The sequence below is a fragment of the Vibrio sp. 10N.286.51.E5 genome (assembly GCF_041469125.1).
In the GTDB taxonomy this organism is placed as follows: domain Bacteria; phylum Pseudomonadota; class Gammaproteobacteria; order Enterobacterales; family Vibrionaceae; genus Vibrio; species Vibrio crassostreae_C.
Window position 1 is genome coordinate 36819 of sequence record NZ_JBFRJZ010000055.1, and the last position, 26257, is coordinate 63075.

Sequence of the window (26257 nt, forward strand, 5' to 3'; positions counted from 1 at the left end):
CCTACACGATAGGTTCATGAACGGTCACCAACTTGGTGCCATCGGGAAAAGTCGCTTCGACTTGTACATCTGGGATCATGGAAGGGATCCCCTCCATAACGTCATCGACGGTAAGCAGTGTGCGTCCAAAATCCATCAATTCCGAAACGGTTTTCCCCTCACGGGCACCTTCAAGAATGGCACTGCTGATCAGAGCAATAGATTCTGGGTAGTTGAGTTTTAAGCCTTTCTGTTTACGCTGCTGTGCCAGCATTCCTGCGCAGAAGATAAGTAGCTTATCTTTTTCTCTTGGTGTTAATTCCATTTAGCTGCCCGCTGTTAGTGTTGTTTTCTTATTGCTCAGAAACGCATGAGCAGTAAGTGGGATTCAATCACAGCAAGCTTGAAAAAATGTACCGAGGGCCGGAAGTCGCCCTCGGTACAAATAGGGCTAATCGCTAAGTCGCCCAAATCCTTGGTAAATCAGGAGTCGTACCACATAAATGAGAGCGAGTTGCTTGCCAAATCTGACCAAAGGCTTGGAGGATATCTTCACTCCAATTACCCAAGGCTCGCACCACAATCAATCCTTCTATCTGAGTCGCGCCCAATATTAATGTGGGTTCACTCGACGTTTTTGATGTAACTGATTGCTGTGAAGCTTGCTGTGTAATAGATATGAGCAAGCTCTGTACCAACTCTAGATCTTGCTTCTCATTTGAGGTGATATAAAAGGTTCCCATCATTGAATAATCAAGTAACCCCATATTTATCATTAACTTATCGCCACCATGAAAATTAAAGCCTTCAGTCAGAAGCCTTTGATTATCAAGATAGATTTCTGTTTTCCCAACGAGATGACCATGCTCGAATCCCTCATTCTGTGCAGGGCGTCCAAAACAGTGCATCTCCCAACCCCAAAACTGTGCACCCTTTTCTAGGCGAATTTCAGTATCTAAACGAACGTGTGCATTCGGGAAAAAGATGTTCTCTTGCGGCATCCATTCCAAGCGTGCATCTTTCTTCACTCGTAGGGTCTGCTTCTGCTTGGCGTACTTGTTGTTTGAGCGATAAAACTTGGTCGCACCGGGTGTGGTAATCAACGCGTGAGCACCGTGCTCAAGATTCACGTTAATATTGAGAGTGTCACCACCTACCACTCCGCCGGGGGGATGGAGTAAGTAGGTGTGACACGTTTCCCCATCAGGATACAGGGGGCGTTGCACCGCAAGCGGACCAGACTGCTGACGATTCTTTAATACGGTTTTATCACCTCGATCGACAAAGGTGAGGTTTAAACTCGCTTGCCAACCATCACGAATATCTTGTTCGATGGTCTCATTCAAAGATAAAGCTTCTACTAAAGAAGCCTTGCTTACTTCATTCGGAGAAAAGAGAGAATTCATACGGTTAGGTACTCCTTTATCAAGGACTCATCGAGCCCTTTCATTTCACCTTCTGCTACCTGACGACCACGGTCGAGAATGCAAAATCGGTCACCGACCTTTCTCGCAAATGGCAGCTTCTGCTCAACAAGTAGGACGGTGAGTCCCATCTTCTCGTTGAGCATACGAATGATGTCACCAATCTCTTGCACGATATTGGGCTGAATACCTTCTGTCGGTTCATCCAAGATCAATAGCTTTGGATTGACCACCAGCGCACGCCCAATCGCCAGTTGCTGCTGCTGACCACCCGATAAGTCACCTCCGCGACGATGCAGCATCTCTTTTAACACTGGGAATATATCGAAGATGAACTCAGGGATCTTACGGTCGCCCTTTTCGCGAATCGGCAAGCCTACTTCTAGGTTTTCTTGAACGGTAAGCATCGGAAAGATCTGACGACCTTGCGGCACGTAGCCGATGCCTTGGCGAGCGCGATCTTCCGCATCGGTTTTCAAAAGCGACTCGCCCGATAATGAGATGTCACCGCTTTCAACCTTAACCAACCCCATGATGCATTGCAGCAACGTGGTTTTACCGACGCCATTGCGCCCCATTAGCACCGTGCATTTACCTTCTGGGATCTGCATATCCAAATCCCACAGCGTGTGGCTCTCACCGTAATATTGATTAACTGATTTAACCTCTAACATCCTATTCTCCGAGATAAACTTGTTTAACTTCAGGGTGAGCCTGCACTTGATCCATAGTGCCTTCAGCCAGCACATGACCTTGATGAAGCACGGTGACATGGCTAGCAATCGAACGAACGAAATCCATATCATGTTCAACGACCACAACCGAGTGCTTACCTGCCAGTGAGTTAAGTAACTCAGAGGTGCGATCCATTTCTTGGTGAGTCATACCTGCCACGGGTTCATCCACCAGCAACAGCTTAGGGTTTTGCATCAATAGCATGCCGATCTCTAACCACTGCTTTTGTCCGTGAGACAGGTTACCTGCCAAATTCGCCGCTTCGTCTTTTAAATGAATCAGCTCAAGTACCGAGGTCAATTTGTCTTTCTGTTCACCAGACATCACAGCGGTGAACGTCGCCCACACTGAGCGGTCACCGGCCATGGCTAATTCAAGGTTCTGCCACACAGTTAAACACTCAATCACGGTCGGTTTTTGGAATTTACGCCCAACGCCTGCATTGGCGATTTCGGCTTCGTTCATCTTCAATAAGTTGATGTTCGAACCCAACCACACCTCGCCGGTGTCTGGCTTAGTTTTACCTGTGATAATGTCCATCATGGTGGTTTTACCTGCGCCATTAGGACCTATGATACAGCGTAGCTCTCCCTCTTTGATGTAGAGGTTGAGGTCGTTTATCGCTTGGAAACCATCGAAGCTTTTGTTGACGCCTTCGACATACAACAGCACGTTATGTCGAGTATCGATGGCAGGATGAATATCGGGTTTGAGGTAATCAAAGACTTCGTCTCGACGAGTGAACGCCTGAACCGATTCCTTTACGCTATTAAATGTGGTCATGCGATCACCTCCTTGGCCTTGTGCTGATCATCCTTATCTTTATCTTGGTTTTTCCCATTTGATGCCTTGCGCAGCTGCTGCCACTTTTCACTGACAAAGCCAATCACACCTTGTGGGAAGTACATGGTTGAGAGTACGAATAGTCCACCCAGAGCAAACAGCCACACCTCCGGGAACTCAACCGTAAACCAACTCTTGGCGTAGTTGATGATCAATGCACCGACAATGGCACCAAACAGAGTGGCACGACCGCCTAAGGCTACCCAAACCACAATCTCAATCGAGTTAAGAGGAGCAAATTCTCCCGGATTGATAATACCCACTTGAGGGACATATAAAGCCCCGGCAATACCGGCGATAACCGCAGAAAGAACGAAGACCCACAGCTTGATGCCATCGACGTCATAGCCCATAAAGCGAGTGCGTGATTCCGTATCACGAATCGCTAATGCCACACGACCTAATCGACTGGTCACCACCATGCGACAAGCTATGTAGCTGAGAATAAGCGCAATACCAGTCGCGACAAACAGACCTATCTTGACCGCATCACTCTGCAAACTCAGACCGATGATGTCTTTGAAATCCGTCAGTCCGTTGTTGCCACCAAAGCCCATTTCGTTGCGGAAAAATGCCAACATCAATGCGTAAGTTAATGCCTGAGTCATGATAGAAAGATACACCCCGGACACACGAGAGCGGAAAGCTAAATAACCGAACAAGTAAGCCAATGCGCCCGGCACTAGCACCACCATCAGGCAAGCAAACCAGAACTGGTCAAAGCCATGCCAGAACCACGGCAACGCAGACCAATCAAGGAACACCATGAAATCTGGTAAGACTGGATCACCATAAACCCCACGGTCACCAATCTGACGCATCAAGTACATGCCCATCGCATAACCACCAAGCGCAAAGAAAGCACCGTGGCCAAGGCTCAAGATTCCGAGATAGCCCCACACCAGATCGAGCGCCAACGCCAACATTGCGTAGCTCAGATATTTGCCCATCAGCGAGATAGTAAAAGTCTCTACATGGAGCGGGTGCCCACTTGGTAACATGGTGTTAGCCAGTGGGATAAGAATAACGGCCGCTAGAATGGCAAGGATGGTCAGTTGGCCACCTTTGTCACCACGCATTGCCGAAAGTACAAATGATTTTGACTGCATGATGTTGTCCTTAACCTTCAGCCGCACGACCACGTTGCGGGAAGAGTCCGCGTGGGCGTTTTTGAATAAATAGAATGATGAAAACCAGTACCAGAATCTTGGCGAGAACCGCACCAGCCCATGGTTCTAAAATTTTATTGAACAGACCAAGGCTTAAGCCTGCGACTAGCGTGCCCCATAGGTTGCCAACACCGCCGAATACCACCACCATGAATGAGTCGATGATGTACGCCTGCCCCATATTTGGGCCAACGTTGGTCAGTTGAGACAGTGCCACGCCTGCAACACCCGCAACGCCAGAGCCTAAACCGAAGGTCATCGCATCAACTCGCTCTGAACGAATACCCATCGCACGAGCCATGCCACGGTTTTGAGAAACCGCACGAACCTGCAAACCTAGTGGTGTCTTTTTCAGAACCATTAATAAGCCCATAAACACCAAACCACAGAAGAGAATGATGTAAAGGCGGTTGTAGGTCAGGGACAACATTGGGTTTAATTGAAGTGCTCCAGACATCCATTCAGGTGTACTCACTGATCGGTTCAGCGGAGAGAAAATAGAGCGAACGGCTTGCTGCAAGATTAAGCTGATACCAAAGGTGGCGAGCAAGGTCTCTAATGGACGCCCATAAAGGTGACGAATCACGCTTCGCTCAATCGCAATACCCACTAAGCCCGAAACGATGAATGCTGCAGGAATAGAAAGTATTAGCGCTAAACCAATATGATTCGGCATCAGAAGTTGCAATACATAGGTGGTGTAAGCGCCAATCATGATCAGCTCACCATGAGCCATGTTGATAACGCCCATCACACCAAAGGTAATCGCTAAGCCAATGCCTGCCAGTACCAATACCGAGCCTAAACTCAAACCGAAGAATACTGTTTCTACACCCGAATAGAGTGCTTGGCTTTGTTGATAGCTATCCATCGCACGTTCTGCTGCAGCGGTAATGCTTGGATCTTGCTCACTGTTCAGTAGTTGGTTCAGTGTTTTCAGAACGACCGAGTGTTTGAAGTCGCCAACTCGTTCAATTGAAGCCACACGATCTTCAATGGTGGCACTGTTATTAAGAGAAGTGGCAATCGCTAACGACAAATCCATTAGCTCAGCTACTTTGCCATCTGATTCATTGGCTCTGAGTTCAGTTAGTCGTTCGATAATGTCAGCGTCTTTGGTTCCTAACAAATCCAAAACCGCCTTATAACGCACATCAGGGTTGCCGCTGTTCAGTCCAATCGAGGCTATTTCCCCGCGTAATATCCCGCGAAGTTTGTTATTCACACGAACCTTTTTAAACTGTCTCGCATTCTCGATATTAAGCGTTGAATCATCCCATACTGACTGAGCTGACGTCGCTGTTTTGATACTTTGAATGAGGTAGAGCTGTTTGTACTGCTCGCTCTGTTTCTCATTGAAGTAGTAAAGGTTTCCGTTTAACCAGCCATCTAAAATAGCTTTCGACACATCTTCCGTTTGCGTCTCAATCACCCAATCGATAGCTAATTCTTTATCCGATGTTTTCTTACCAACTAGCGCCTTGGTAAAGCTAGCTTCATCCGTTATTCCAGCAAAAGCCAACTGAGCACTGACTGCCATGAGCAACAGCGCTTTAAATACGTTTAATACGTTTTTCATCCCTGCTTCCTTAACCAACCAAGTTAGATATTGTTATTTTTACTTGGAGGATGTGTGGATAGTGGTTGTTACCTGAAACGATGAGCCTTCCGTTCGCTTCGCCCGTTAAACAGACGCGTTCTTCCCAAACCGGAAGGCTCAATATTCCTGAATTGACGATCTAGTTACCGCCAGAACACTTCTTCGTTTCGACGTTAAACGCACCACATGAGAATGGCTTCGACCAGCTAGAGAACAGTTTTGCCGATTCAGGTAAGTAACTCGACCAAGCATCACCCGCCACTAGTCCAGTGGTTTCCCAAACGATATCGAATTGACCATCGCCTTGGATTTCACCGATCAGGACTGGTTTAGTAATGTGGTGGTTTGGCAGCATGGTAGAGTAGCCGCCAGAAAGGTTAGGTACAGACACGCCAATCAAGGCATCTTGCACAGATTCAGGATCGGTTGTGCCCGCATTAGTGACCGCTTGAGCCCACATATTGAAGCCAACATAGTGCGCTTCCATTGGGTCATTGGTGACACGCTTTTCACTCTTGATGAACGACTGCCACGTTTCAACGAACTCTTCATTAGCTTCAGTATCAACACTCATGAAGTAGTTCCATGCCGCTAGATGACCAACCAATGGTTCTGTGTCCATGCCTGACAGTTCTTCTTCACCAACAGAGAATGCAATAACTGGGATGTCTTCAGATGAAATGCCTTGAGCGCCTAGCTCTTTATAGAAAGGTACGTTCGCATCGCCGTTTACAGTAGAAACCACAGCGGTTTTCTTGCCAGCTTCACCGAACTTTTTGATGTCTGAAACGATAGATTGCCAATCAGAGTGACCAAATGGCGTGTAGTTGATCATGATGTCTTCTTCTGCGACACCTTTATCTTTTAGGTAGGCTTCTAAGATCTTATTGGTTGTACGTGGATAAACGTAATCGGTACCTGCAAGTACCCAGCGCTCGACTTCAAGCTCTTCCATCAAGTAATCCACTGCTGGGATCGCTTGTTGGTTTGGCGCAGCACCGGTGTAGAAAACGTTTTTAGAAGACTCTTCACCTTCATACTGTACTGGGTAGAAAAGGATGCTGTTGAGTTCTTCAAAGACAGGTAGCATGGATTTACGTGATACCGACGTCCAACCACCGAACACCACATCCACTTTCTCTTTTTCGATAAGCTCACGCGCTTTCTCAGCAAATAGCGGCCAGTTTGACGCAGGGTCAACCACGACAGGCTCTAGCTTCTTACCAAGCAAACCGCCCTTTTTGTTCTGCTCTTCGATGAGCATTAGCACGGTATCTTTTAGCGTTGTCTCACTGATCGCCATGGTGCCAGAGAGTGAGTGTAGAACACCGACCTTGATGGTCTCATCAGCAGCAAACACTGTTGCAGAAGAAAATGAAAGTGTTGTACACAGTGCAGCTAGCGATAAATTGAACACCTTGTTCATGATATTACTCCATAATTGTATTTTTGTTATTCAATTACAGAGTTACAAGAAGAGTGCCAAACTTATAAACCAACGAAATTATTTATAAGTAATTGTATTAATAGAATTTAAAAGAAACTCACACCAATAGAGTGCATAGCAATCATGTAACTATGTTTCATACTGGTGCAGTGACGGTGGGAATGAACCAAGATGACACATTCCTGTTCTTCAGATACAAAAAAGACCCAACACTTTAGTATTGAGTCTCTGGTATAACATCACCGATGGTCGTTCAAACCATGTAGTTTAAGGCTATTCCGCAGGTTGAAATTCGAATTTTACTCTCGACTTTGATTTCAACTCGTTGCAATCACCGTTGCAAAAATAGCTCGCCGCACCACAGGCTTGAAGCTTCTCAAGTTGGCTGCTGCACTCAGGGCAAAACCCAACTTTAGTAAAGTGAGCCTGACAACTTTCACAATGATACTTGCCATCCCAAGCTAGCTCAGACTGGCACTTAGGGCAGATATTTTCACTCATTAGCATTTCCTAATTCACTACTATTTTTACAATCTACTACCGCTGAGACTTCGCTTGCTTGATTTGGTACATGTTCTTATCAGCTTGTGCGATCAACTGGTCTAATCCTTGAGGATCTTTGTCACAAGAAAGCCCGACACTCACCGAGAATTGCACATCATTGATATAAAGCGCTTGTTGCAGTGCTTTCTCTAAGCTGTGGTAGAAGCTAACAACGCTTTCTTGATCATCAAAACATGAGAACACCACAAACTCATCACCACCATAACGCCCTATCTTGGCACATGCTGTGGTTGCCTCATCAAGAACTTCGGCAACCGCCAGCAACACATCGTCACCGAAACTGTGGCCATAGGTATCATTTATTGATTTGAACTTATCGACATCCACAAACAGACACGCCATCACCTTTTCTGAAAAACATCGCTTAGCCAACACTTTTTCGGCTTCATTGAACAGTGCACGACGATTCAAGCAATGGGTTAAAGAATCTCGATTGGCGAAAAAGTTAAGCTGATTCTCCAACTCGAACTTCTCTAGTGCTACCGAATACAGGGAAGCCAGTAGTTCTAAGATCTCGAGCTCAAATTCATGCGGTTCAGAGATGTACTGACTATAAATAGCGAAGGTACCCAACACATTACCGCGCGACGAGATAATGGGGACCGACCAACAGGCATGTAAATTCGCTTGATTGGTGAGGGCCAGAAAAGGTGCCCAGTTTGGGTGTGCATTTATGTTGGAGATCATCACTGCTTTCTTAAGCGCAGCTGCCTCGCCACAAGAGCCTATCCCCGCACCAATTCCTATCCCTTCGATCTGTTGATTGTAAAAATCAGGCAGGTTTGGGGCATACTCAAGGTGTAACGTTTTAGACTCTGAGTTGAGCAGTAAAATTGAAGCCATGCGCTGCTCGGTAAGCTGAATAATCTTGTGATTTAAATCTTTGCGATCCATCCCAAGCGCAAGCTTCCGTAGCAAGCTATTGACGGCTCGATGACCTTCTAATAAAAATTGTTGTTCCATTCACTAAGGCTTTCAATTGTGTAATCGGGTACAACTTGTTCTTATGCAAGCTTGTTATTGGTTAATAATAACACACTAAATTAGTACGACACACAATCGAAGATCATAGGTTGATCTTTCGCTTTATCTATTTTGATCAGCGATCTACCCCAAAAAGAATATTTATATCACCACACACCGAAAGCATAAGTTACATATGCTGCATTTCAATTTCAAATAGTCATTTATATCAAAAGTAACATGTAAAAATAAAATAAACAGCACAAGCCATTTCGATCTGTAGTCTAAATCATCGAATTACATGCGTCAGCATTTCAATGTTTTGGCCATCTAGCTGGGTCAGCTTAACGGACAGCGCACCAAGTTCTGAGGTATTTCCAATGTGTGTGCCACCACAAGGAATAGTGACCTGAGTATCTGCGTCAAGCTGCCACTCCCAGTAACGAGAGTCTGTTAACGCCTCGCCTTCTAGTCTCATCGCAACTGGCGTCGGCTCTGCAAGCCAGCCCGCAAGCATTTGGTTGATATCAGCTTCGATGTCATCAAGATTTGCTAGCATGTCTGCAACGTTCAAACCACGCTTCTTCAGGGTTTTGCCTAAGCGATACTTATCGGTACACAGCTCTGGAGTCACAAAGCTCGTCACTTGTGCGTAGCTATTGAAGTCGTAACTGCCAAGCGGATCTTTTCTGTCCGCATCTTTACGCCAGTAGCTTTCAGCCAATACTTTATTCAAGGCTAGGAAAGCGATGTGACCAGCACTGTGACCACGGCTCAAACTGGCTTGGTACTCTTTATCAACCGACAACACGACTTCGTCGTTAACCTTAATCATAGAAGCAGATGTAGGTAGCTGGTGGACAACAACAAACGCCCACCCTTCCGTATCACGCTTAACAGGGATATCTGCTGCGATATGAAGCTTGCCAGTAGATTGTTCTATAGCACCAACAAGGCAGTCTTCAACTGGATATAGCACGTCACCAACACTCACAAAGCCTTGGTCTGCAGGGTGATCTGGCCAAATGTGACTCACTGGGTGGAAGGGTGTCACGTCGGTGATCAGGTAAGTTTTGCTGTCATCGCTTTCAACGTACTGCGCTTTAGCATTGAGCTGCCAAGCCTGATGACAAAATTGAGTGATGGTTGGTGTGATTGCTGACACAGGTGTAATCAAATCGCTAGTAGTCATATCGTTCTTCTTCTGGAATCTAGTCTGATTCGTTGAGCCATGATGATAAAAACGTATTGTTATGGCTTAACGTGAATTTTGCTTAAAAAAATACCCGAGACAGGCTCGGGTATCAAATCTATTGGAAAGGTTTACTTACGACCTTTAACCATGCTCATCATACGTTTACGTTTACGTTCTTGAGAAATTGTCAGCTTGTTAGTCTTAGCTTCAAATGGGTTCTCGCTGTTCTGGAATTGAATGCGAATAGGTGTACCCATGATTTCTAGTGAACGACGGTAGTAGTTCATCAAGAATCGTTTGTATGAATCTGGCAAGTTACGAACTTGGTTGCCGTGGATAACGATAATCGGTGGGTTGTAGCCACCAGCGTGCGCGTATTTCAGTTTCACACGACGGCCACGAACCATAGGCGGTTGGTGATCATCAGTCGCCATCTTCATGATACGAGTTAGCACAGAAGTACCAACACGAGTAGTCGCTGACTTGTAAGCTTCTTGTACAGACTCAAACAAGTGACCAACACCTGTACCGTGAAGTGCAGAGATAAAGTGAATACGTGCGAAATCAACGAAGCCTAAGCGACGGTCTAGCTCTTTCTTAACGCGTTCTTTAACGTCGTTATCTAGGCCATCCCACTTGTTTACGGCAATAACAATTGAACGACCAGCGTTCAACGCAAAGCCTAGCAAGCTTAGATCTTGATCAGAGATGTTTTCGCGAGCATCGATAAGCAGCAATACAACGTTAGCATCTTCAATCGCTTTCAGTGTTTTAACCACTGAGAACTTCTCTACCGTTTCGTTGATGTTTTTACGACGACGAACACCCGCAGTATCGATTAGAACGTATTCACGCTCGTCACGCTGCATTGGGATGTAGATAGAGTCACGAGTCGTACCTGGCATATCGTAAACAACCACACGCTCTTCACCAAGAATACGGTTCGTTAGCGTTGATTTACCTACGTTAGGACGGCCAATGATCGCTAGTTTGATCGGTTGATCTTGAAGACGCTTGAATTCTGCTTCAGCTTCTTCTTCTGTAAATTCAACCTGCTCTTCTTCTTCGTCTTCAAACTCAGTTAAGTCGCTTACTTCGCCATTCTCAGCTTTTAGCGCTTCTGCGAATGGGTTAAGAGCAAGGTCAATAAGTGCAGTAACACCACGACCATGCGCCGCAGCGATTTGGTACATGTCTTCTACACCTAGTTGCCAGAAGTCAGCACTTGCAGCATCAGGGTCGATACCATCAACCTTGTTTACTACTAGCATTGAAGGCTTTTCTAGTTGACGTAGGTGCTTAGCAATCGCCACGTCTGAAGGTGTTAGACCCGCACGGCCATCTACCATAAATAGAACGACATCAGCTTCATCAATCGCCGCTAGCGACTGTTCAGCCATTTTAGTTTCAACACCTTCTTCAGTACCGTCGATACCGCCAGTGTCAATAACAATAAAGTCATGCTCGCTAAAATGAGCATGACCGTATTTACGGTCACGCGTTAAGCCAGGGAAATCCGCAACCAATGCATCACGAGTTCGAGTCAATCGGTTAAATAACGTAGATTTACCTACGTTCGGACGCCCTACTAGAGCAACAACAGGTACCATAACAACCTCTACAATTTCTTCTCTAAATGTAGTTATAGGTAAGCACTTGTTCGCAAGTTTAAACTCTTACCTATAACCACACGGTTTATTAATTTTTAACAACAAAACGGCTCCTGGCTGTTACCAACCAGGAGCCGACTGTGAATTATATCACGCTTTTATTGGCTAATCGTTAGTTTCTTTACATCGCCATTGCGAGTCGTCACTAAGTAGCCTTCAGGCAGTTCAATTGGTACAACCGCAAAGCCGCTATCATCGACAAGCTGTTGAGCAACAAACTCACCCGATGAACGATCCAACCAGTGCAGATAACCTTCAGTATCACCCACGACTACATAACCATTAATAATAGCAGGTGCTGTCAGTAAGCGGTTTTCTAACAATGGAGTGCTCCACAGTTCAGTACCACTACGCGCATCAACCGCAACCACATGGTCTTTGTCGGTAACAACGAACAAACGGCTACCATCACTTGCTAAATCAATCGCTGATGAGTAGTTACGTTTCCAAATTGGCTTACCAGAACGAAGGTCGATAGCAATCAGCTGACCATTGATACCTACGGTATACAGGGTGCCACCAAGAACAATTGGAGATGCATCAACATCAACCAAACGATCAATTTCCGTTGCACCTTTTGGTGTGCCTACTGGCTGTTGCCAAATAAGCTGACCACGATCAACGATAGCCGCAGCTAGACGACCATTTGCTGTACCCCAGAATACACCACCAGAAACTGCAACAGGCGAGCTATCGCCACGCAGTGTTAGGCTTGGTACTTCCGTACTGATGGTCCATTTTTGTTCACCGCTTGCTTGATCTAACGCGATCAACATACCGCGACTGGTATGAACAATGACCATGTTGCTATCAGTTGCTGGGGATGCAAGCACCTCGCCATTGACTGATACACGCCACAGCTCTTCACCGGTCGATTCTTCCAGTGCGATCACTTCGCCATTTTCAGAACCAACAAAAACTTTACCGTAAGCCGCCGTTAAGCCACCCGATAAACGAGCCAATACGTCTTTCTCAAGATCGACTTTCCACAGCGCTTTACCTGTATCAGGATCAAGCGCTTTAACCATACCTTCACGGCTTGCAACAAACACTTTGTCGTAAGCCAATTCTGGCGTTAGTTTTGAAAAGTAGTGACCAACACCATCACCAACCGACGTAGACCATTCCTGACTAGGAGTGAACTCGCTGTTTACCGTTGGGACTGGAGCCATGATTACGGTGTCTTCTTCACCCGCACAGCCAGCTAGTAGGCCAAGAGCAATCGCACACAACGCCGCTTTTGGAAACATCTTCTTCATTCAAAGCGCCTTATTTAGCTAGGTCGTCAAGTTTGATTTGAAGCGTTTGGCTAGCGTCAACAGCTTGCTGTGCTTCTGTGTAAGCACTGTATGCTGCGTCTGTGTCGCCTTTACGAAGTGAGATATCACCACGCAGTTCAGCAACACGGCCTTTCCAAGATTCATCTGTCATAGCAGCAAGATCAGTCAGTGCTGCGTCAAATTCACCTTGCTCAGCTTTAATACGTGCAACACGGTAAGTAAGTAGTGGCGCAAGTGCCGCGTCCTTAGTTGCCGATTTTGCCCACTCGAGCTGTTCAAGTGCCGCCGCTAGATCGCCTGCTTGTACTTGTACTTTTGCTAGTTGCATAGCAGCAAGTACTGAGTACTCAGCATCTTTGTTTGCGTCGATGAAAGCTTGAATATCAGATTGAGCATCAACACCCTTAACATCAAGAGCTGAAATTACAGAGGTGTAGCTTTCTGAAGCTGCTTCACGCGCTTCAACTACTGAATCTTGGTAATAGCGCCAGCCAAATAGACCACCTAAACCAATAACCGCACCAAAGATTACGGCTTTACCGTTCTCTTTCCACCAATCTTTAATGGCTTCAACTTGTTGCTCTTCGCTATCGTAAAGTTCCACTTCCTGTCCTCTTTAATTCTTTAAACGCCAGCATAGTGCTGACGTTAGTATTCATTATGAGCGTTTGCTCAATGGCTAATTAGATTAGCGCAGCAACTTTCTCTGCAACTTCCGTTTGAGACACGGTTTCTTGCTCGCCGCCAACCAGATCTTTTAACACAACTGTATTGTCAGCAACTTCGTTCTCACCAAGTACCAGCGCCACAACAGCACCTACTTTGTCAGCACGTTTGAATTGCTTCTTGAAGTTACCACCACCGAAGTGGTTCATTACACGCACGCCTTCAACGGTGTCGCGTAACTGATTCGCTAACTGCATGCCCGCGATCATAGTACCTTCGCCAGCAGCAACTACGTATACATCAACGCTACGACGAACTTCTGTTAGCTCTAGCGTTTCCATCATCAGAACCAGACGCTCTAGACCCATTGCGAAGCCAACTGCATTTGTTGCTTTGCCGCCTAGTTGCTCAACAAGACCATCGTAACGACCGCCGCCACATACTGTACCTTGAGCACCAAGGCTATCTGTGATCCACTCAAATACGGTGCGGTTGTAGTAATCTAGGCCACGTACTAGACGCTCATTAACTTGGTATTCGATACCAACAGCGTCAAGAAGTTCACACAAACCAGCAAAATGTTGCTTCGATTCTTCACCTAGATATTCAGATAGTCGAGGTGCGTCACCTAAGATAGCTTGAACGTCAGGGTTCTTAGTATCAAGTACACGTAGAGGGTTAGTGTGCATGCGACGTTTGCAGTCTTCGTCAAGCACATCAATGTGTTGCTCAAGGAAAGCCACTAACGCAGTGCGGTAGCTAACGCGATCTTCTTGAGAACCGATTGAGTTCAGCTCTAGGCGAACGTGCTTGTCGATGCCTAGCTCACGCCATAGACGTGCTGTCATCATGATAAGTTCTGCGTCAACGTCTGGACCGTCTAGGCCAAACACTTCAACACCACATTGGTGGAATTGACGGTAACGACCTTTTTGAGGACGCTCGTGACGGAACATAGGGCCCATGTACCATAGGCGCTGTTCATCACGGTTGATAAGGCTGTTTTGAATACATGAACGAACACAACCTGCTGTGCCTTCTGGACGCAGCGTTAGGCTATCGCCATTGCGGTCGTCAAAGGTGTACATCTCTTTAGAAACAACGTCTGTCTCTTCACCAACTGCACGGCTAAATAGGTTTGTTTCTTCAACGATAGGCATACGTACTTCGTTGTAACCGTATGCACTCACCACGTTTTTAACTGCGCTTTCTACTTTCTGCCACAGTGGTGATTGAGTTGGAAGGCAGTCGTTCATGCCTCGAATTGCTTGAATATTTTTAGCCACAGTATTTATTCCGTAATTTCTCACGACCAGGTGTTAGTGCGAATAGACAATCACACCCCATCGCGTTGTATTAATCTTCTAAGTTTTCTACATCAATGCGATTTGCTTTATCAAGCACTGACGCTTTTGCACGAATCTTAGCTTCAAGTTTGTCGACAAGGTCATCGTTGTCGAAGCGCTCTTTCTGACGCTTACCATCTTCGTAGAAGGCACTCTTACGTGCACTACCAGCTAAACCTAAGTGAGACACTTCAGCTTCACCAGGGCCGTTAACCACACAACCGATGATAGATACGTCCATTGGAGTGATCACGTCTTCTAGGCGCTCTTCAAGGGCATTAACGGTGTTAATAACATCGAACTCTTGACGAGAACAGCTCGGACACGCAATGAAGTTGATGCCACGCGAACGAATGCGCAAAGATTTAAGAATATCAAAGCCAACTTTGATCTCTTCAACCGGATCAGCCGCTAGCGATATACGCAGCGTATCGCCGATACCTTCAGAAAGAAGCATACCTAAACCTACCGCTGACTTCACAGAGCCTGCACGCGCACCACCCGCTTCGGTAATACCAAGGTGAAGAGGTTGATCAATCTGCTTAGCCAGCAAACGGTAAGAACCGACAGCAAGGAATACATCAGAAGCCTTCACGCTGACTTTGAATTGATCAAAGTTCAGACGGTCTAGGATATCTACATGACGCATTGCTGACTCAACAAGCGCTTCTGCTGTAGGTTCTGTGTATTTCTCTTGGATCTCTTTCTCAAGAGAACCGCCGTTAACACCAATACGAATCGGAATATTCATATCACGTGCACAATCAACAACTGAGCGGATACGGCTTTCGTTACCGATGTTACCTGGGTTGATACGCAGACAGTCAACGCCGTATTCCGCCACTTTAAGTGCGATACGGTAGTCGAAGTGAATATCAGCAACCAAAGGAACAGAGACCTGCTGCTTGATTAGCTTAAAGGCTTCAGCTGCATCCATAGTCGGTACAGATACGCGAACGATATCAGCGCCAACTTTTTCCAGAGCTCTAATTTGAGCAACGGTCGCGGCTACATCTGTTGTTCTTGTGTTGGTCATGGATTGCACAGCAATTGGTGCACCATCACCGATCGGCACATCACCCACATAAATACGGGTTGATTTGCGACGAATAATAGGAGATTCGTGTTGCATATTAACTCTAAGGTAAGGTTATTCTAGCTACTTTGCCTGAAGTATACCCAGAAAGGTCGACAGGTTCACTTGCAAATGTCATTGATACGCCTTCTGGCGCACCTAGAATCACTTTATATGGCGCAGTTCCTGATAGATTTAACGACTGACCTGCTTTTTTGATGCCAGTCGACAAGGTTTTACCCGTTGCATCTTTTACTTGGATCCAGCAATCAGCAGAGAACTGCATCACTAGCTCGTTGGCCACAGCTTCAGAAGCCGTGCTAGCTTCAACCGTTTCTGAATTCGCAGCAGCTTCAGCAGTTGGTTCAGTCTCTGTTGTTTGTTGTGCAGAAGTTTCGTCAGCTGGAGTAACAGCATCTGAACTTTCTTCCGCATCGCTTATCGCAGCAAGGCCTTCAGCACCTTCAACAACAGAAGCACCCGCTTCGTTTTTTTCAGCTTCAATCACTTCTAAAGAGGTGAATTCAGGGGCAAGTGATTCTTCTACCGCTAGCTCTTCTGAGCTTTCAGTATTCGCTAAAGATTGAGATAGGGTGTCTTGCTGTTGGTTCTGCCACCACCAAAGTGAGGAGATACCCGCAATGACCGCAAAAATGCTCCAAGTCAGGATCATAATACGGCTGTTGTGCTTCTCGGTTTTGGTCTTACGAGAAAAACTCAGCATTTCTTGCTCTTGATGCTGAGCATCACCGGCATGATGCAGCGCACTCAATACGACTTTTTCGTCAAGATTGACGTATTTCGCGTATGAACGAATATAGCCACGCATAAACGTCGCCACTTGATCTGACTCGAATTGGTTTTCTTCAATTTGTTGGATCAGAGTAACGCGAAGTTTCAAGCGATCAGAAATCTGCTTTTGCGTTAAACCAAGAGATTCTCGTTTGTTCTTAAGCAGCGTTCCCGCTTCCAAAGCTGGAGCTACGTTTTCTTGCGCTTGTGTATCTTGTTCTGTGTTCATAGAGAGTGAACTTCTAAAGTATTATCGCAGGTTGAGGAGAGCGTTTTCTTATTGTCGTTTAAGCTCAATCTAACAACCCACGTTATGTGGAATTTTTCCTGCTATCTAAATCATCAACCCTTAAAGGCGAACATCATTCATTTATTATGGATGACCTTCTCAGGAAGCTAGTTTATCAAGTAGCCAACCTAAATAGACATATTGATGATCAGTAGCAAGCGAGCACTTAAATTAATTTAAGATTAGTTAATCATAAGCTAATGCCATTACAAGGCAAAAACACTTTAAACAAAATTTACCGTCAGCTCATGGTTTTGTCCAAAATTTGACGAAAAATGTAAGAAAGCGTGGGCAAGAAGTCCAAAAAATCAAAAACTGCACCCCAGAAAAGCAACAAGCCAGAAGTAAGACTTCTGGCTTGTTTAGGTTCTAATCGCGTTTTATACCGCTTTTACTTCAATCACACCACCGGCAATCAAGTTCGCTTCAGAGGCTGCTTTAAGCATTTTAGTACGCTTGGTTCTATCAATCACATCACCGACTAACTGACCACACGCGGCATCAATATCATCACCACGAGTCTTACGAACGGTTACTGTGTAGTTGTATTCCATCAGCGTTTTTTGGAAGCGATCAATACGAGAGTTGCTTGGCTTCTTATAAGGCGACCCCGGGTAAGGGTTGAATGGAATCAAGTTGATCTTACAAGGCGTCTCTTTCATTAGCTCAGCAAGTTCACGTGCGTGGTCCATATCATCATTCACATGATCCAATAACACGTACTCAACCGTTACTTTACCGCGGTTAGCATTTGAAGATGCAATGTAACGACGAACAGATGCTAGGAAGTCTTGGATATCCCAACGGTCGTTGATCGGCATGATTTGGCTACGTAGTGCATCGTTTGGCGCATGTAGAGAAATAGCCAATGCGACATCGATGTTGTCTGTCATTTGGTCAAGGCCAGAAACAACACCAGAAGTTGATACGGTTACACGACGCTTAGACAGTGCGAAACCTAGATCATCAAGCATGATTTCTAATGATGGCATTAGGTTCTTCATGTTCAATAGAGGCTCGCCCATACCCATCATTACAACGTTAGTAATTGGACGACGACCGGTTTCTTTTTCTAGGCCGATTTCGCGAGATGCACGCCAGATTTGGCCAACAATCTCTGAAACTTTTAGGTTACGGTTGAAGCCTTGTTGAGCTGTAGAACAGAACTTACATTCAAGTGCACAACCAACCTGTGAAGATACACATAGCGTCGCACGGTCACCATCTGGGATGTATACCGTTTCAACGTCTTGGTCGCCAACGCTCATCGCCCATTTAATTGTGCCATCTGAAGAGTGTTGAGCTTCAGAAACAACAGGTGCAACAATCTCACAGCGACGTTGAAGTTTCTCACGTAACTTTTTGTTGATGTTGTTCATTTGTTCGAAGTCATCGACACCGAAGTGATAAATCCACTTCATCACTTGCTCTGCTCGAAACGCTTTCTCATTCAGTTCTTCTGTGAAAAATTTACGAAGACCTTTACGATCAAAATCGAGTAGATTGACTTTAGCTGTGGTCATGATGCCTCTCAATGACGGAACAATAATTAAGGGCGCGAATTATACAGGCTTTACGCAACTTCAACAAGCATTGTAAAACCCTGTGTTTATTAAGACGTTCAAACTTAAGCGATTAAAATTTGAACAATTGTATTTATCGGCCTGAGATTACCCAATTTAAACAAAGATTCCCGATTACACTCCTTCGTCGCTTTCGGGAATGACGTAAATAATCACCAATTGCTCGATAATATTTACCACGAGATGGTTGCTCCAAAGTTCCCCGTCATTCCAGAACTGAGGAACGAAGTATCTGGAATCTCCAATAACAAAAACAGATTCCCGATTACGCTCCTTCGTCGCTTTCGAGAATGACGACTAAATTGATTATCGAGAGCGTAAAATCCACTTACAAAAAAGGCCTCACCGAGGTGAAGCCTTTAGAATAATTTGCAGTGCCGATTATTGAGCTGGGCGTGGGCAAATTTCAGATTCTGGGAAGAAGAATTCGATTTCGCGAGCTGCAGACTCAGGGCTGTCGCTGCCGTGAACTGAGTTGTAACGCATGCTGATTGCGTAGTCAGCACGGATAGTACCGCATGCCGCTTCTTCTGGGTTTGTTTTACCCATAAGTTCACGGTAACGAGCGATAGCGTTTTCGCCTTCAAGCACTTGAACCATGATAGGACCAGAAGTCATAAACTCTTTAAGAGCTGGGAAGAACTCTTTGCCTTCATGTTCAGCGTAGAAGCCACTCGCTTGCTCTTCAGTAAGACGAACCATTTTAGCAGCAATAATTTCTAGGCCTGCTTTTTCGATACGGTGGTAGATTTCACCAACAAGGTTACGCTTAACTGCATCCGGCTTAACAATTGAGAACGTTCTTTCTAGAGCCATAGGGATTCCTTCACTTCATTTTTTGTTATTAAATACTGAAATTACTGAGATCTTTCGATCTGAGCTTTATGAATGAGCGGCACAAAATACCGCTCACCCTTATTATTATTTTGCTTGGTCGATAAGAAGACGAGCCAGTGTGCGAACGCCCATACCCGTTGCGCCTGCCGCCCACTTGTCACTTGCTGACTTACGGTAAGTACCCGCGCAATCCATATGAATCCAACCTTTTTTGTAATCATCTACAAAGTAAGAAAGGAATGCCGCTGCTGTACTTGCACCCGGTGTGTAATCGCCTGTGCTGATGTTTGAAAGATCAGCAAAGTTTGAAGGCAACATACCACGGTGGAAATCAGCAAGAGGCAGTGGCCATAAGCCTTCTTTCTCTTGGTTTGCCGCTGTTAGCGCTTGGTGAGACAACTCATCATCGAAGCTTAATAGTGCGTGGTAGTCGTTACCTAATGCGTTTTTAGCCGCGCCTGTTAGCGTTGCACAGTCGATGATCAGCTCAGGGCTTTGTGCACTTGCGTACATCAGGCCATCAGCTAGCACTAAGCGACCTTCCGCATCAGTGTTCATAATCTCAACTGTTTTACCGTTTTTGTAGGTAATGATATCGCCAAGCTTCAATGCGCGACCAGAGATCATGTTCTCTGCGCAACATAGAATAAGCTTAATGCGCTTGTTAAGACCGCGTTCAATCGCAAGACCTAAACCACCAGTAATCGTTGCTGCGCCACCCATGTCAGCTTTCATCGCTGTCATGAATTGGCCTGGCTTGATACTGTAACCGCCCGAATCGAACGTAATACCTTTACCGACTAAACAGGCAAATACAGGTGCGTTTTCATCGCCTGTTGGGTTGAAGTCCAGTTGCAGCATTGCTGATGTACGCTCAGAGCCACGGCCGACCGCGTAGATGCCTTCCCAACCTTCGGTTAGTAGATCCTTGTCTTTAACGATCTTCGCTTTAACAGTGCCCGCTGGCGCCACTGACTTGATGTATTCTGCAGCCATTGTCGCAAGTTGACGAGGTGCCACTTCTTCAGCGGTTTTATTGATAATGTCACGCGTCCAGTCAGTTGCGCGAATACGAGCTTCAAGCTCAGTTTGATCGGCTTCTGAAAGTGCATCCCATTCCAATGCATTCTTTTTCTTTGGTCCACGGTAGCCTTGGTAGAAAGCCCAAACGCTTTCTAGATCCCAACCTTCACCACGAAGTGAAACGAATGCGATACCTTGTCCGTCAAGCGTACGACCCGCACGTTGAACTGCGCCTAGATCGTGGCCTTCACCAATGTGAATTGTCGCTCCCGCTTCTGAGAACGATAAAATAGCTCTTGCTCCCCACTGAGGCTGGGCAGCTTCTTGACTTAAAAATACTGACATCTGTGTAGACATGATTTCTCCTTGTCATGAACCACTGTGAGTGTGTGATTCTGATTATTTTTTATTAGCGCACTGATGTTAGCATTATGTAGGAGGAAAATGTCATTTTGATAAAAAAACGGACCATAAGGTCCGCTTTTTTTAGTAAGAATTGTTAACTTGGCTGCGTTTTATATTGGACTGATACCAACCCGCGACCAAATCATTAGACAAGAGGATTAATCCATCTCATCCATCCAGCACAAAATAATAGCCTCTAAGATTTTTTCATTCGAGTGGTTAGGCTCGTCGTCGAACTCTTCAAGGTCTAGCACCCATTGATGCAGATCGGTAAAACGTACCGTTTTAGGATCAGTATCAGGGTACAAATCACATAGCTCAATTGCGATATCTCGCGAATCAATCCACTTCAAGCTCATAACACTTCCTTATATTTATCAGCGACGCTCTGTCACCTTTATGATCTATATTCTAGGCCAGTTTTCTTAGTATGTTTGTCTAAGCAATAACTCTCTCAGTCATCGCTGTATTAGCCATGACTGAGAACAGGTTCTTAATGGTCTTCAGAAGCCAGGTTCAACGTGTACTTTGGAATCTCTACAACAAGATCCGTATCAGCCACTTTAGCTTGGCAACCCAAGCGAGATTCCATCTCTAAGCCCCATGCTTTATCTAGCATGTCGTCTTCTAGATCATCACTCTCTTCTAAAGAATCAAAACCTTCACGAATCACAACGTGACATGTTGTACATGCACACGATTTTTCACATGCGTGTTCAATACCAATACCGGCCTTCAATGCAACATCAAGAACCGTCTCACCAGTTTTTGCTTCTAAAACAGCGCCTTCTGGACATAGATCTTCGTGAGGTAAAACAATAATCTTTGGCATGTTTATCTATTCTCTAACTATTAAATATTATCGACTGACTGACCTGACAGTGCAGCACGAATTGATTTATCCATACGACGAGAAGCAAAGTCTTGGCTCGCTTTGTCGGTATTCTTAATTTCTAGTTCAATGGCATCAGCGTTGTCGCCATTACGCACTTCAATCAGTGCTTCAATCGCTTGAACAAGTTGTTGTTTGCCTTGCTCATCAAGTAGCTCGTCACCGTCGGCTTGCATTGCAGCGATAAGGCCTTCGATAACGCGATCCGCTTCTACGCGTTGCTCAGCAAGAGCACGCGCTTGCATGTCTTCTTTTGCAAACGTCATCGAATCTTTCAGCATGCTAGCCACTTCGTTGTCGCTTAGACCGTAAGAAGGCTTAACTTGGATTTCAGCTTGAACGCCAGTGCTCTTCTCCATTGCGGTAACCGATAGCAGGCCATCAGCATCCACTTGGTAAGTAACACGAATATGAGCTGCACCTGCTGTCATCGGCGGGATGCCTTTCAGAGCAAATCTAGCCAGTGAACGACAGTCGTCAACCATCTCACGTTCGCCTTGCACGGTGTGTACTGTCATTGCAGTTTGACCGTCTTTGAACGTGGTAAATTCTTGTGCGCGAGCAACAGGGATCGTGGTGTTACGAGGAATGATCTTTTCGACCAAGCCGCCCATGGTTTCGATACCAAGAGACAGAGGGATAACGTCCAGTAGTAGCATTTCAGAGTCAGGCTTATTACCCACTAAGATATCCGCTTGAATCGATGCGCCAATTGCAACCACTTCATCAGGGTTAATGCTGGTTAGTGGCGTACGACCAAAGAAGTCACCGACCATTTCACGTACAAGTAATGTGCGAGTTGAACCGCCGACCATCACGACTTCTAGAACTTCATCTGTATCAACTTCCGCATCTTTTAGTGCACGACGGCATGAAAGCAGTGTTTTCTTAACGAGCGGTTTGATGATCTCTTCAAACTCTTCACGAGTTAATGAACCAGACCAATCGAGTACGTCAACATCAACGCTTTCCGCTTCAGATAAGCCAATCTTCGCTTCTGTTGCGGCATCTAGAAGAATACGATTCTGTTCTGCTGTTAGCTCTGATAAGCCCATTTGTTCTTGGAAATGATCCGCAACTAAATGGTCAAAGTCGTCGCCGCCTAATGCAGAGTCACCACCTGTTGCTAAAACTTCGAAGACACCTTTAGATAGGCGTAGGATAGAGATATCAAACGTACCGCCACCTAAGTCATAAACAGCAATTACCCCTTCTTTACCTGAATCCAGGCCGTAAGCAATCGCAGCGGCAGTCGGTTCATTAAGAAGACGTAACACGTGGAGACCAGCAAGTTGCGCCGCGTCTTTCGTACCTGCACGCTGGGCATCATCAAAGTACGCAGGAACGGTAATCACAGCACCAGATAGCTCACCACCTAATGTAGACTCAGCACGTTGACCTAGCGCTCGCAGAATGTCTGCAGATACTTGAATTGGGTTCTTGTTGCCTTGTTCTGTGCGAATCATAGGCAGACCATTATCACTTTCTTCAAACTGATATGGCAGAGACGGGTATCGCTGTTGGATATCTGACAATGAACGACCGATTAGTCGCTTAACTGAGATAATGGTATTTTTAGGATCAGTCTGTGCATTTGTACGAGCTTCATCACCAGTCGTGTACGACTCTGACGTATAGTGAACAACGGAAGGAAGAATACTGCGACCTTGTTGATCAACCAGTGTGCTCGCCTCACCACTGCGCACTGCCGCAACCAATGAGTTTGTTGTACCTAAATCAATACCCACAGCAAGCTTGTGCTGGTGAGGAGCGGCGCTTTGCCCTGGTTCTGCAATCTGAAGTAGTGCCATGGATGTGTCCTTGTTATACGAACTAGCCGATCAGACGATCTTCAACTAACTCGATTTCATTCTTTAATTTTGCAATAAACTTAAGCTTTCTTACTCGGTCTGCAGCTTCTAACCAAGCCTCACTGTCGAGTTCTTGTTGGATAGCGCTTAATTGTTGTTTATACATTTTGCTAACCTTTCCTTCAAATGCAAACAAAGCATCTTCAGGATCAGAACTGTCGGCGATGTCTTCAAGCTCTTCACGCAATTCCATTTGCTCCATCAGGAACATAGGATCTTGCAGGGTCTGCTGCTCGCCGCGAATATCCTCACCATGTTGCACTAACAGGTATTCAGCTCGACTGATTGGATTCTTCAACACCTGGTACGCATCGTTAATTTGCGCAGCTTTTTGCACGGCTAATAGGCGATCACGCTCAGAAGCAGTGGCAAATTTATCAGGGTGGAATTGGCGTTGCAGATCTCTAAACTGAGAAGAAAGAAGGCTACCATCCAGTTGAAACTGAAGTGGTAGCCCAAATAATTCGAAATGATTCATGTAACGGTGGTCCTAAGTTTAGGCTCTTCAATCAGAGCCTAATTTTATTCTTCGCTCACTATAAACGCTTAACGATTGAAGCGTTTATACGTTGAAGCTCTCACCACAACCACATTCGCCTTTCGCGTTAGGGTTGTTGAATTCAAAACCTTCGTTTAGGCCTTCTTTTACGTAATCAAGCTCAGTACCGTCTAGGTAAACTAGGCTCTTTGGATCAATGATGACCTTAACACCTGAATGCTCAAACACTTCGTCTTCTTCGTTAAGCTCATCAACGAATTCCAGTACATACGCCATGCCCGAACAGCCAGTAGTTTTTACCGCTAAGCGCAACCCGATACCTTTACCTCGGTTATCTAGGAAAGCTTGAACTCGGCTTGCTGCCGTATCTGTCATGGTGATGGCCATACTACAACCTTGTGTTTTATATAAATTGAGAACTCAGGGGGAGCACAAAGGATGCTCCCAAATATTGCTTATTTTTTGTGATTACTTAATGAAACGATTAACGCTTCTTTTTGTAATCCGCAACTGCTGCTTTGATTGCATCTTCAGCAAGAATTGAACAGTGCACTTTCACTGGTGGCAACTCTAGCTCTTCTGCGATTTCAGAGTTTTTGATAGCTGCTGCTTCATCAATACTTTTACCTTTAACCCACTCAGTTACTAGTGAGCTAGAAGCAATTGCGCTACCGCAGCCGTAAGTTTTGAATTTTGCATCTTCGATAATACCTTCTGGCGTTACCTTGATTTGCAGTTTCATTACGTCACCACAAGCTGGTGCGCCAACCATGCCGCTACCTACACTTGGGTCTTCTTTATCAAACGAACCTACGTTACGTGGGTTTTCGTAGTGATCAATTACTTTTTCGCTATATGCCATGATAGTTACCTCGAATCCTCTATTTCCGTGAGATTAGTGATGAGCCCACTCAACAGTGTTCAAATCAATCCCTTCTTTATACATATCCCATAGAGGAGACATGTCGCGTAATTTGTTTACCGCTACACGAATTTGTGCAATCGCGTAGTCGATTTCTTCTTCCGTTGTGAAACGGCCGAATGAGAAACGTACTGAGCTGTGTGCCAGTTCATCGTTCAGACCAAGAGCACGTAGAACGTATGAAGGCTCGAGGCTTGCTGATGTACATGCAGAACCTGATGATACTGCTAGGTCTTTTAGAGACATAAGCAGAGACTCACCTTCAACGAAAGCGAAGCTCACGTTTAGGTTGTGTGGTACACGTTGGTCTAGGTCGCCGTTTACGGTTACCGCTTCTAGATCTTGAACACCTTTCAATAGGCGCTCACGAAGTGCTAGTGCGTGATCGTAATCTTTCTGCATGTCTTGTTTAGCGATGGCAAAAGCTTCGCCCATACCCACGATTTGGTGAGTAGCAAGAGTACCAGAACGGAAACCACGTTCATGACCGCCACCGTGCATTTGCGCTTCTAGGCGAATACGTGGCTTACGACGAACGTACAAAGCGCCGATGCCTTTAGGGCCGTATGCTTTGTGTGCAGACATAGAGATAAGGTCTACTTTCATCTCTTTTACGTCTAGTGGGATTTTACCCGCAGACTGCGCCGCATCAACGTGGAAGATGATCTTACGTGCACGACATAATTCGCCGATTGCAGAGATATCTTGGATTACACCAATCTCGTTGTTTACGTGCATGATAGAAACTAGAACAGTATCTTCACGCATTGCAGCTTGTAGCTTGTCTAGATCGATGATGCCGTTAGCTTCTGGCTCAAGGTATGTCACCTCAAAACCTTCACGCTCTAGTTGGCGACATGGATCAAGAACCGCTTTGTGTTCTGTTTTGCACGTGATTACGTGCTTACCTTTCTTCTCGTAAAAGTGCGCTGCACCTTTGATAGCAAGGTTATCTGACTCTGTAGCACCTGACGTAAAAACAATCTCACGTGGGTCTGCATTTAGTAGATCGGCAATTTGCTCACGAGCATTATCTACTGATTCTTCTGCCTGCCAGCCGTAACGGTGTGAACGAGATGCAGGGTTACCGAAGTTACCGTCCATCGTCATGCACTGAACCATTTTTTCAGCAACACGTGGATCGACTGGGCATGTAGCTGAATAGTCAAAGTAAATAGGCAGTTTCAT

At 45.6% G+C, this 26257-nt stretch carries 26 protein-coding genes; all 26 read right to left on the bottom strand.

The genetic code is table 11. The annotated features are described in order from the left end of the window. Position 1: 1 nt before the first annotated feature. Entirely contained in the window at positions 2–304 is a 303-nt protein-coding gene (gene ureA, locus AB4161_RS18830) for an urease subunit gamma (RefSeq protein ID WP_004735119.1), read from the bottom strand. 133 nt (positions 305–437) lie between these two features. Next, entirely contained in the window at positions 438–1385 is a 948-nt protein-coding gene (locus AB4161_RS18835) for an urease accessory protein UreD (RefSeq protein ID WP_017062504.1), read from the bottom strand. Beyond that, positions 1382–2077, bottom strand: a complete 696-nt coding sequence (gene urtE, locus AB4161_RS18840; RefSeq protein ID WP_372083900.1) for an urea ABC transporter ATP-binding subunit UrtE — start codon at positions 2075–2077, stop codon at positions 1382–1384. The genes AB4161_RS18835 and urtE overlap by 4 nt, the downstream gene beginning before the upstream one ends. A 1-nt stretch (position 2078) precedes the next feature. Next, positions 2079–2921: an urea ABC transporter ATP-binding protein UrtD gene (urtD, locus tag AB4161_RS18845; RefSeq protein WP_017062506.1), complete on the bottom strand. Its 843-nt coding sequence runs from the start codon at positions 2919–2921 to the stop codon at positions 2079–2081. Next, entirely contained in the window at positions 2918–4090 is a 1173-nt protein-coding gene (urtC, locus tag AB4161_RS18850) for an urea ABC transporter permease subunit UrtC (RefSeq protein ID WP_372083902.1), read from the bottom strand. The genes urtD and urtC overlap by 4 nt, the downstream gene beginning before the upstream one ends. 10 nt (positions 4091–4100) lie before the next feature. Further along, positions 4101–5729: an urea ABC transporter permease subunit UrtB gene (gene urtB, locus AB4161_RS18855; protein WP_372055855.1), complete on the bottom strand. Its 1629-nt coding sequence runs from the start codon at positions 5727–5729 to the stop codon at positions 4101–4103. 160 nt (positions 5730–5889) lie between these two features. Then, positions 5890–7176 carry an urea ABC transporter substrate-binding protein gene (gene urtA, locus AB4161_RS18860; protein WP_017069306.1) on the bottom strand — a complete coding sequence of 429 codons (1287 nt, stop codon included), beginning with the start codon at positions 7174–7176 and terminating at the stop codon, positions 5890–5892. Positions 7177–7470: 294 nt separating this feature from the next. Next, entirely contained in the window at positions 7471–7698 is a 228-nt protein-coding gene (locus AB4161_RS18865; RefSeq protein ID WP_017056199.1) for a zinc ribbon domain-containing protein, read from the bottom strand. A 36-nt stretch (positions 7699–7734) separates the two neighbouring features. Further along, complete coding sequence (locus AB4161_RS18870; protein WP_372083905.1) at positions 7735–8724, bottom strand: sensor domain-containing diguanylate cyclase; 990 nt, start codon at positions 8722–8724, stop codon at positions 7735–7737. A gap of 289 nt (positions 8725–9013) precedes the next feature. Next, the gene (locus AB4161_RS18875) at positions 9014–9916 is read right to left on the bottom strand and encodes an alanyl-tRNA editing protein (RefSeq protein WP_372083907.1); all 903 of its coding nucleotides are present in this window, start codon (positions 9914–9916) and stop codon (positions 9014–9016) included. A 131-nt stretch (positions 9917–10047) separates the two neighbouring features. Further along, the gene (der, locus tag AB4161_RS18880) at positions 10048–11529 is read right to left on the bottom strand and encodes a ribosome biogenesis GTPase Der (RefSeq protein ID WP_017062511.1); all 1482 of its coding nucleotides are present in this window, start codon (positions 11527–11529) and stop codon (positions 10048–10050) included. 158 nt (positions 11530–11687) lie between these two features. After that, positions 11688–12848 carry an outer membrane protein assembly factor BamB gene (bamB, locus tag AB4161_RS18885; RefSeq protein WP_372083908.1) on the bottom strand — a complete coding sequence of 387 codons (1161 nt, stop codon included), beginning with the start codon at positions 12846–12848 and terminating at the stop codon, positions 11688–11690. 10 nt (positions 12849–12858) lie between these two features. Beyond that, a complete protein-coding gene (locus AB4161_RS18890; protein WP_017062513.1) occupies positions 12859–13473 on the bottom strand; it encodes a YfgM family protein in 615 nt (204 codons plus the stop codon). Positions 13474–13552: 79 nt separating this feature from the next. Beyond that, a complete protein-coding gene (gene hisS / locus AB4161_RS18895) occupies positions 13553–14821 on the bottom strand; it encodes a histidine--tRNA ligase (protein WP_017062514.1) in 1269 nt (422 codons plus the stop codon). A 70-nt stretch (positions 14822–14891) separates the two neighbouring features. Next, positions 14892–16013 (bottom strand): flavodoxin-dependent (E)-4-hydroxy-3-methylbut-2-enyl-diphosphate synthase, encoded by a 1122-nt coding sequence (ispG, locus tag AB4161_RS18900; RefSeq protein WP_009848294.1) that lies wholly within the window; start codon positions 16011–16013, stop codon positions 14892–14894. Between the two features lie 7 nt (positions 16014–16020). After that, a complete protein-coding gene (gene rodZ / locus AB4161_RS18905) occupies positions 16021–16977 on the bottom strand; it encodes a cytoskeleton protein RodZ (RefSeq protein WP_372083909.1) in 957 nt (318 codons plus the stop codon). Positions 16978–17417: 440 nt separating this feature from the next. After that, the gene (locus AB4161_RS18910; RefSeq protein ID WP_017062516.1) at positions 17418–18560 is read right to left on the bottom strand and encodes a bifunctional tRNA (adenosine(37)-C2)-methyltransferase TrmG/ribosomal RNA large subunit methyltransferase RlmN; all 1143 of its coding nucleotides are present in this window, start codon (positions 18558–18560) and stop codon (positions 17418–17420) included. A 441-nt stretch (positions 18561–19001) separates the two neighbouring features. Continuing rightward, positions 19002–19436 carry a nucleoside-diphosphate kinase gene (gene ndk / locus AB4161_RS18915; protein ID WP_016797173.1) on the bottom strand — a complete coding sequence of 145 codons (435 nt, stop codon included), beginning with the start codon at positions 19434–19436 and terminating at the stop codon, positions 19002–19004. A gap of 105 nt (positions 19437–19541) precedes the next feature. Beyond that, complete coding sequence (gene pepB, locus AB4161_RS18920) at positions 19542–20837, bottom strand: aminopeptidase PepB (RefSeq protein WP_017062517.1); 1296 nt, start codon at positions 20835–20837, stop codon at positions 19542–19544. A gap of 206 nt (positions 20838–21043) precedes the next feature. After that, positions 21044–21244 (bottom strand): Fe-S cluster assembly protein IscX, encoded by a 201-nt coding sequence (iscX, locus tag AB4161_RS18925; protein ID WP_004740335.1) that lies wholly within the window; start codon positions 21242–21244, stop codon positions 21044–21046. 134 nt (positions 21245–21378) lie between these two features. Beyond that, positions 21379–21717 carry an ISC system 2Fe-2S type ferredoxin gene (gene fdx / locus AB4161_RS18930; protein WP_010440525.1) on the bottom strand — a complete coding sequence of 113 codons (339 nt, stop codon included), beginning with the start codon at positions 21715–21717 and terminating at the stop codon, positions 21379–21381. Positions 21718–21737: 20 nt separating this feature from the next. After that, the gene (hscA, locus tag AB4161_RS18935; RefSeq protein ID WP_372083911.1) at positions 21738–23588 is read right to left on the bottom strand and encodes a Fe-S protein assembly chaperone HscA; all 1851 of its coding nucleotides are present in this window, start codon (positions 23586–23588) and stop codon (positions 21738–21740) included. 22 nt (positions 23589–23610) lie between these two features. Beyond that, positions 23611–24126: a co-chaperone HscB gene (gene hscB / locus AB4161_RS18940; RefSeq protein ID WP_048608145.1), complete on the bottom strand. Its 516-nt coding sequence runs from the start codon at positions 24124–24126 to the stop codon at positions 23611–23613. An 84-nt stretch (positions 24127–24210) separates the two neighbouring features. Beyond that, positions 24211–24534 carry an iron-sulfur cluster assembly protein IscA gene (gene iscA, locus AB4161_RS18945; protein ID WP_010440519.1) on the bottom strand — a complete coding sequence of 108 codons (324 nt, stop codon included), beginning with the start codon at positions 24532–24534 and terminating at the stop codon, positions 24211–24213. Between the two features lie 97 nt (positions 24535–24631). Further along, on the bottom strand, positions 24632–25009 hold the full coding sequence (gene iscU, locus AB4161_RS18950) for a Fe-S cluster assembly scaffold IscU (RefSeq protein WP_004740340.1): 378 nt from the start codon (positions 25007–25009) through the stop codon (positions 24632–24634). A gap of 33 nt (positions 25010–25042) precedes the next feature. Continuing rightward, on the bottom strand, positions 25043–26257 hold the full coding sequence (locus tag AB4161_RS18955; RefSeq protein WP_048613459.1) for an IscS subfamily cysteine desulfurase: 1215 nt from the start codon (positions 26255–26257) through the stop codon (positions 25043–25045).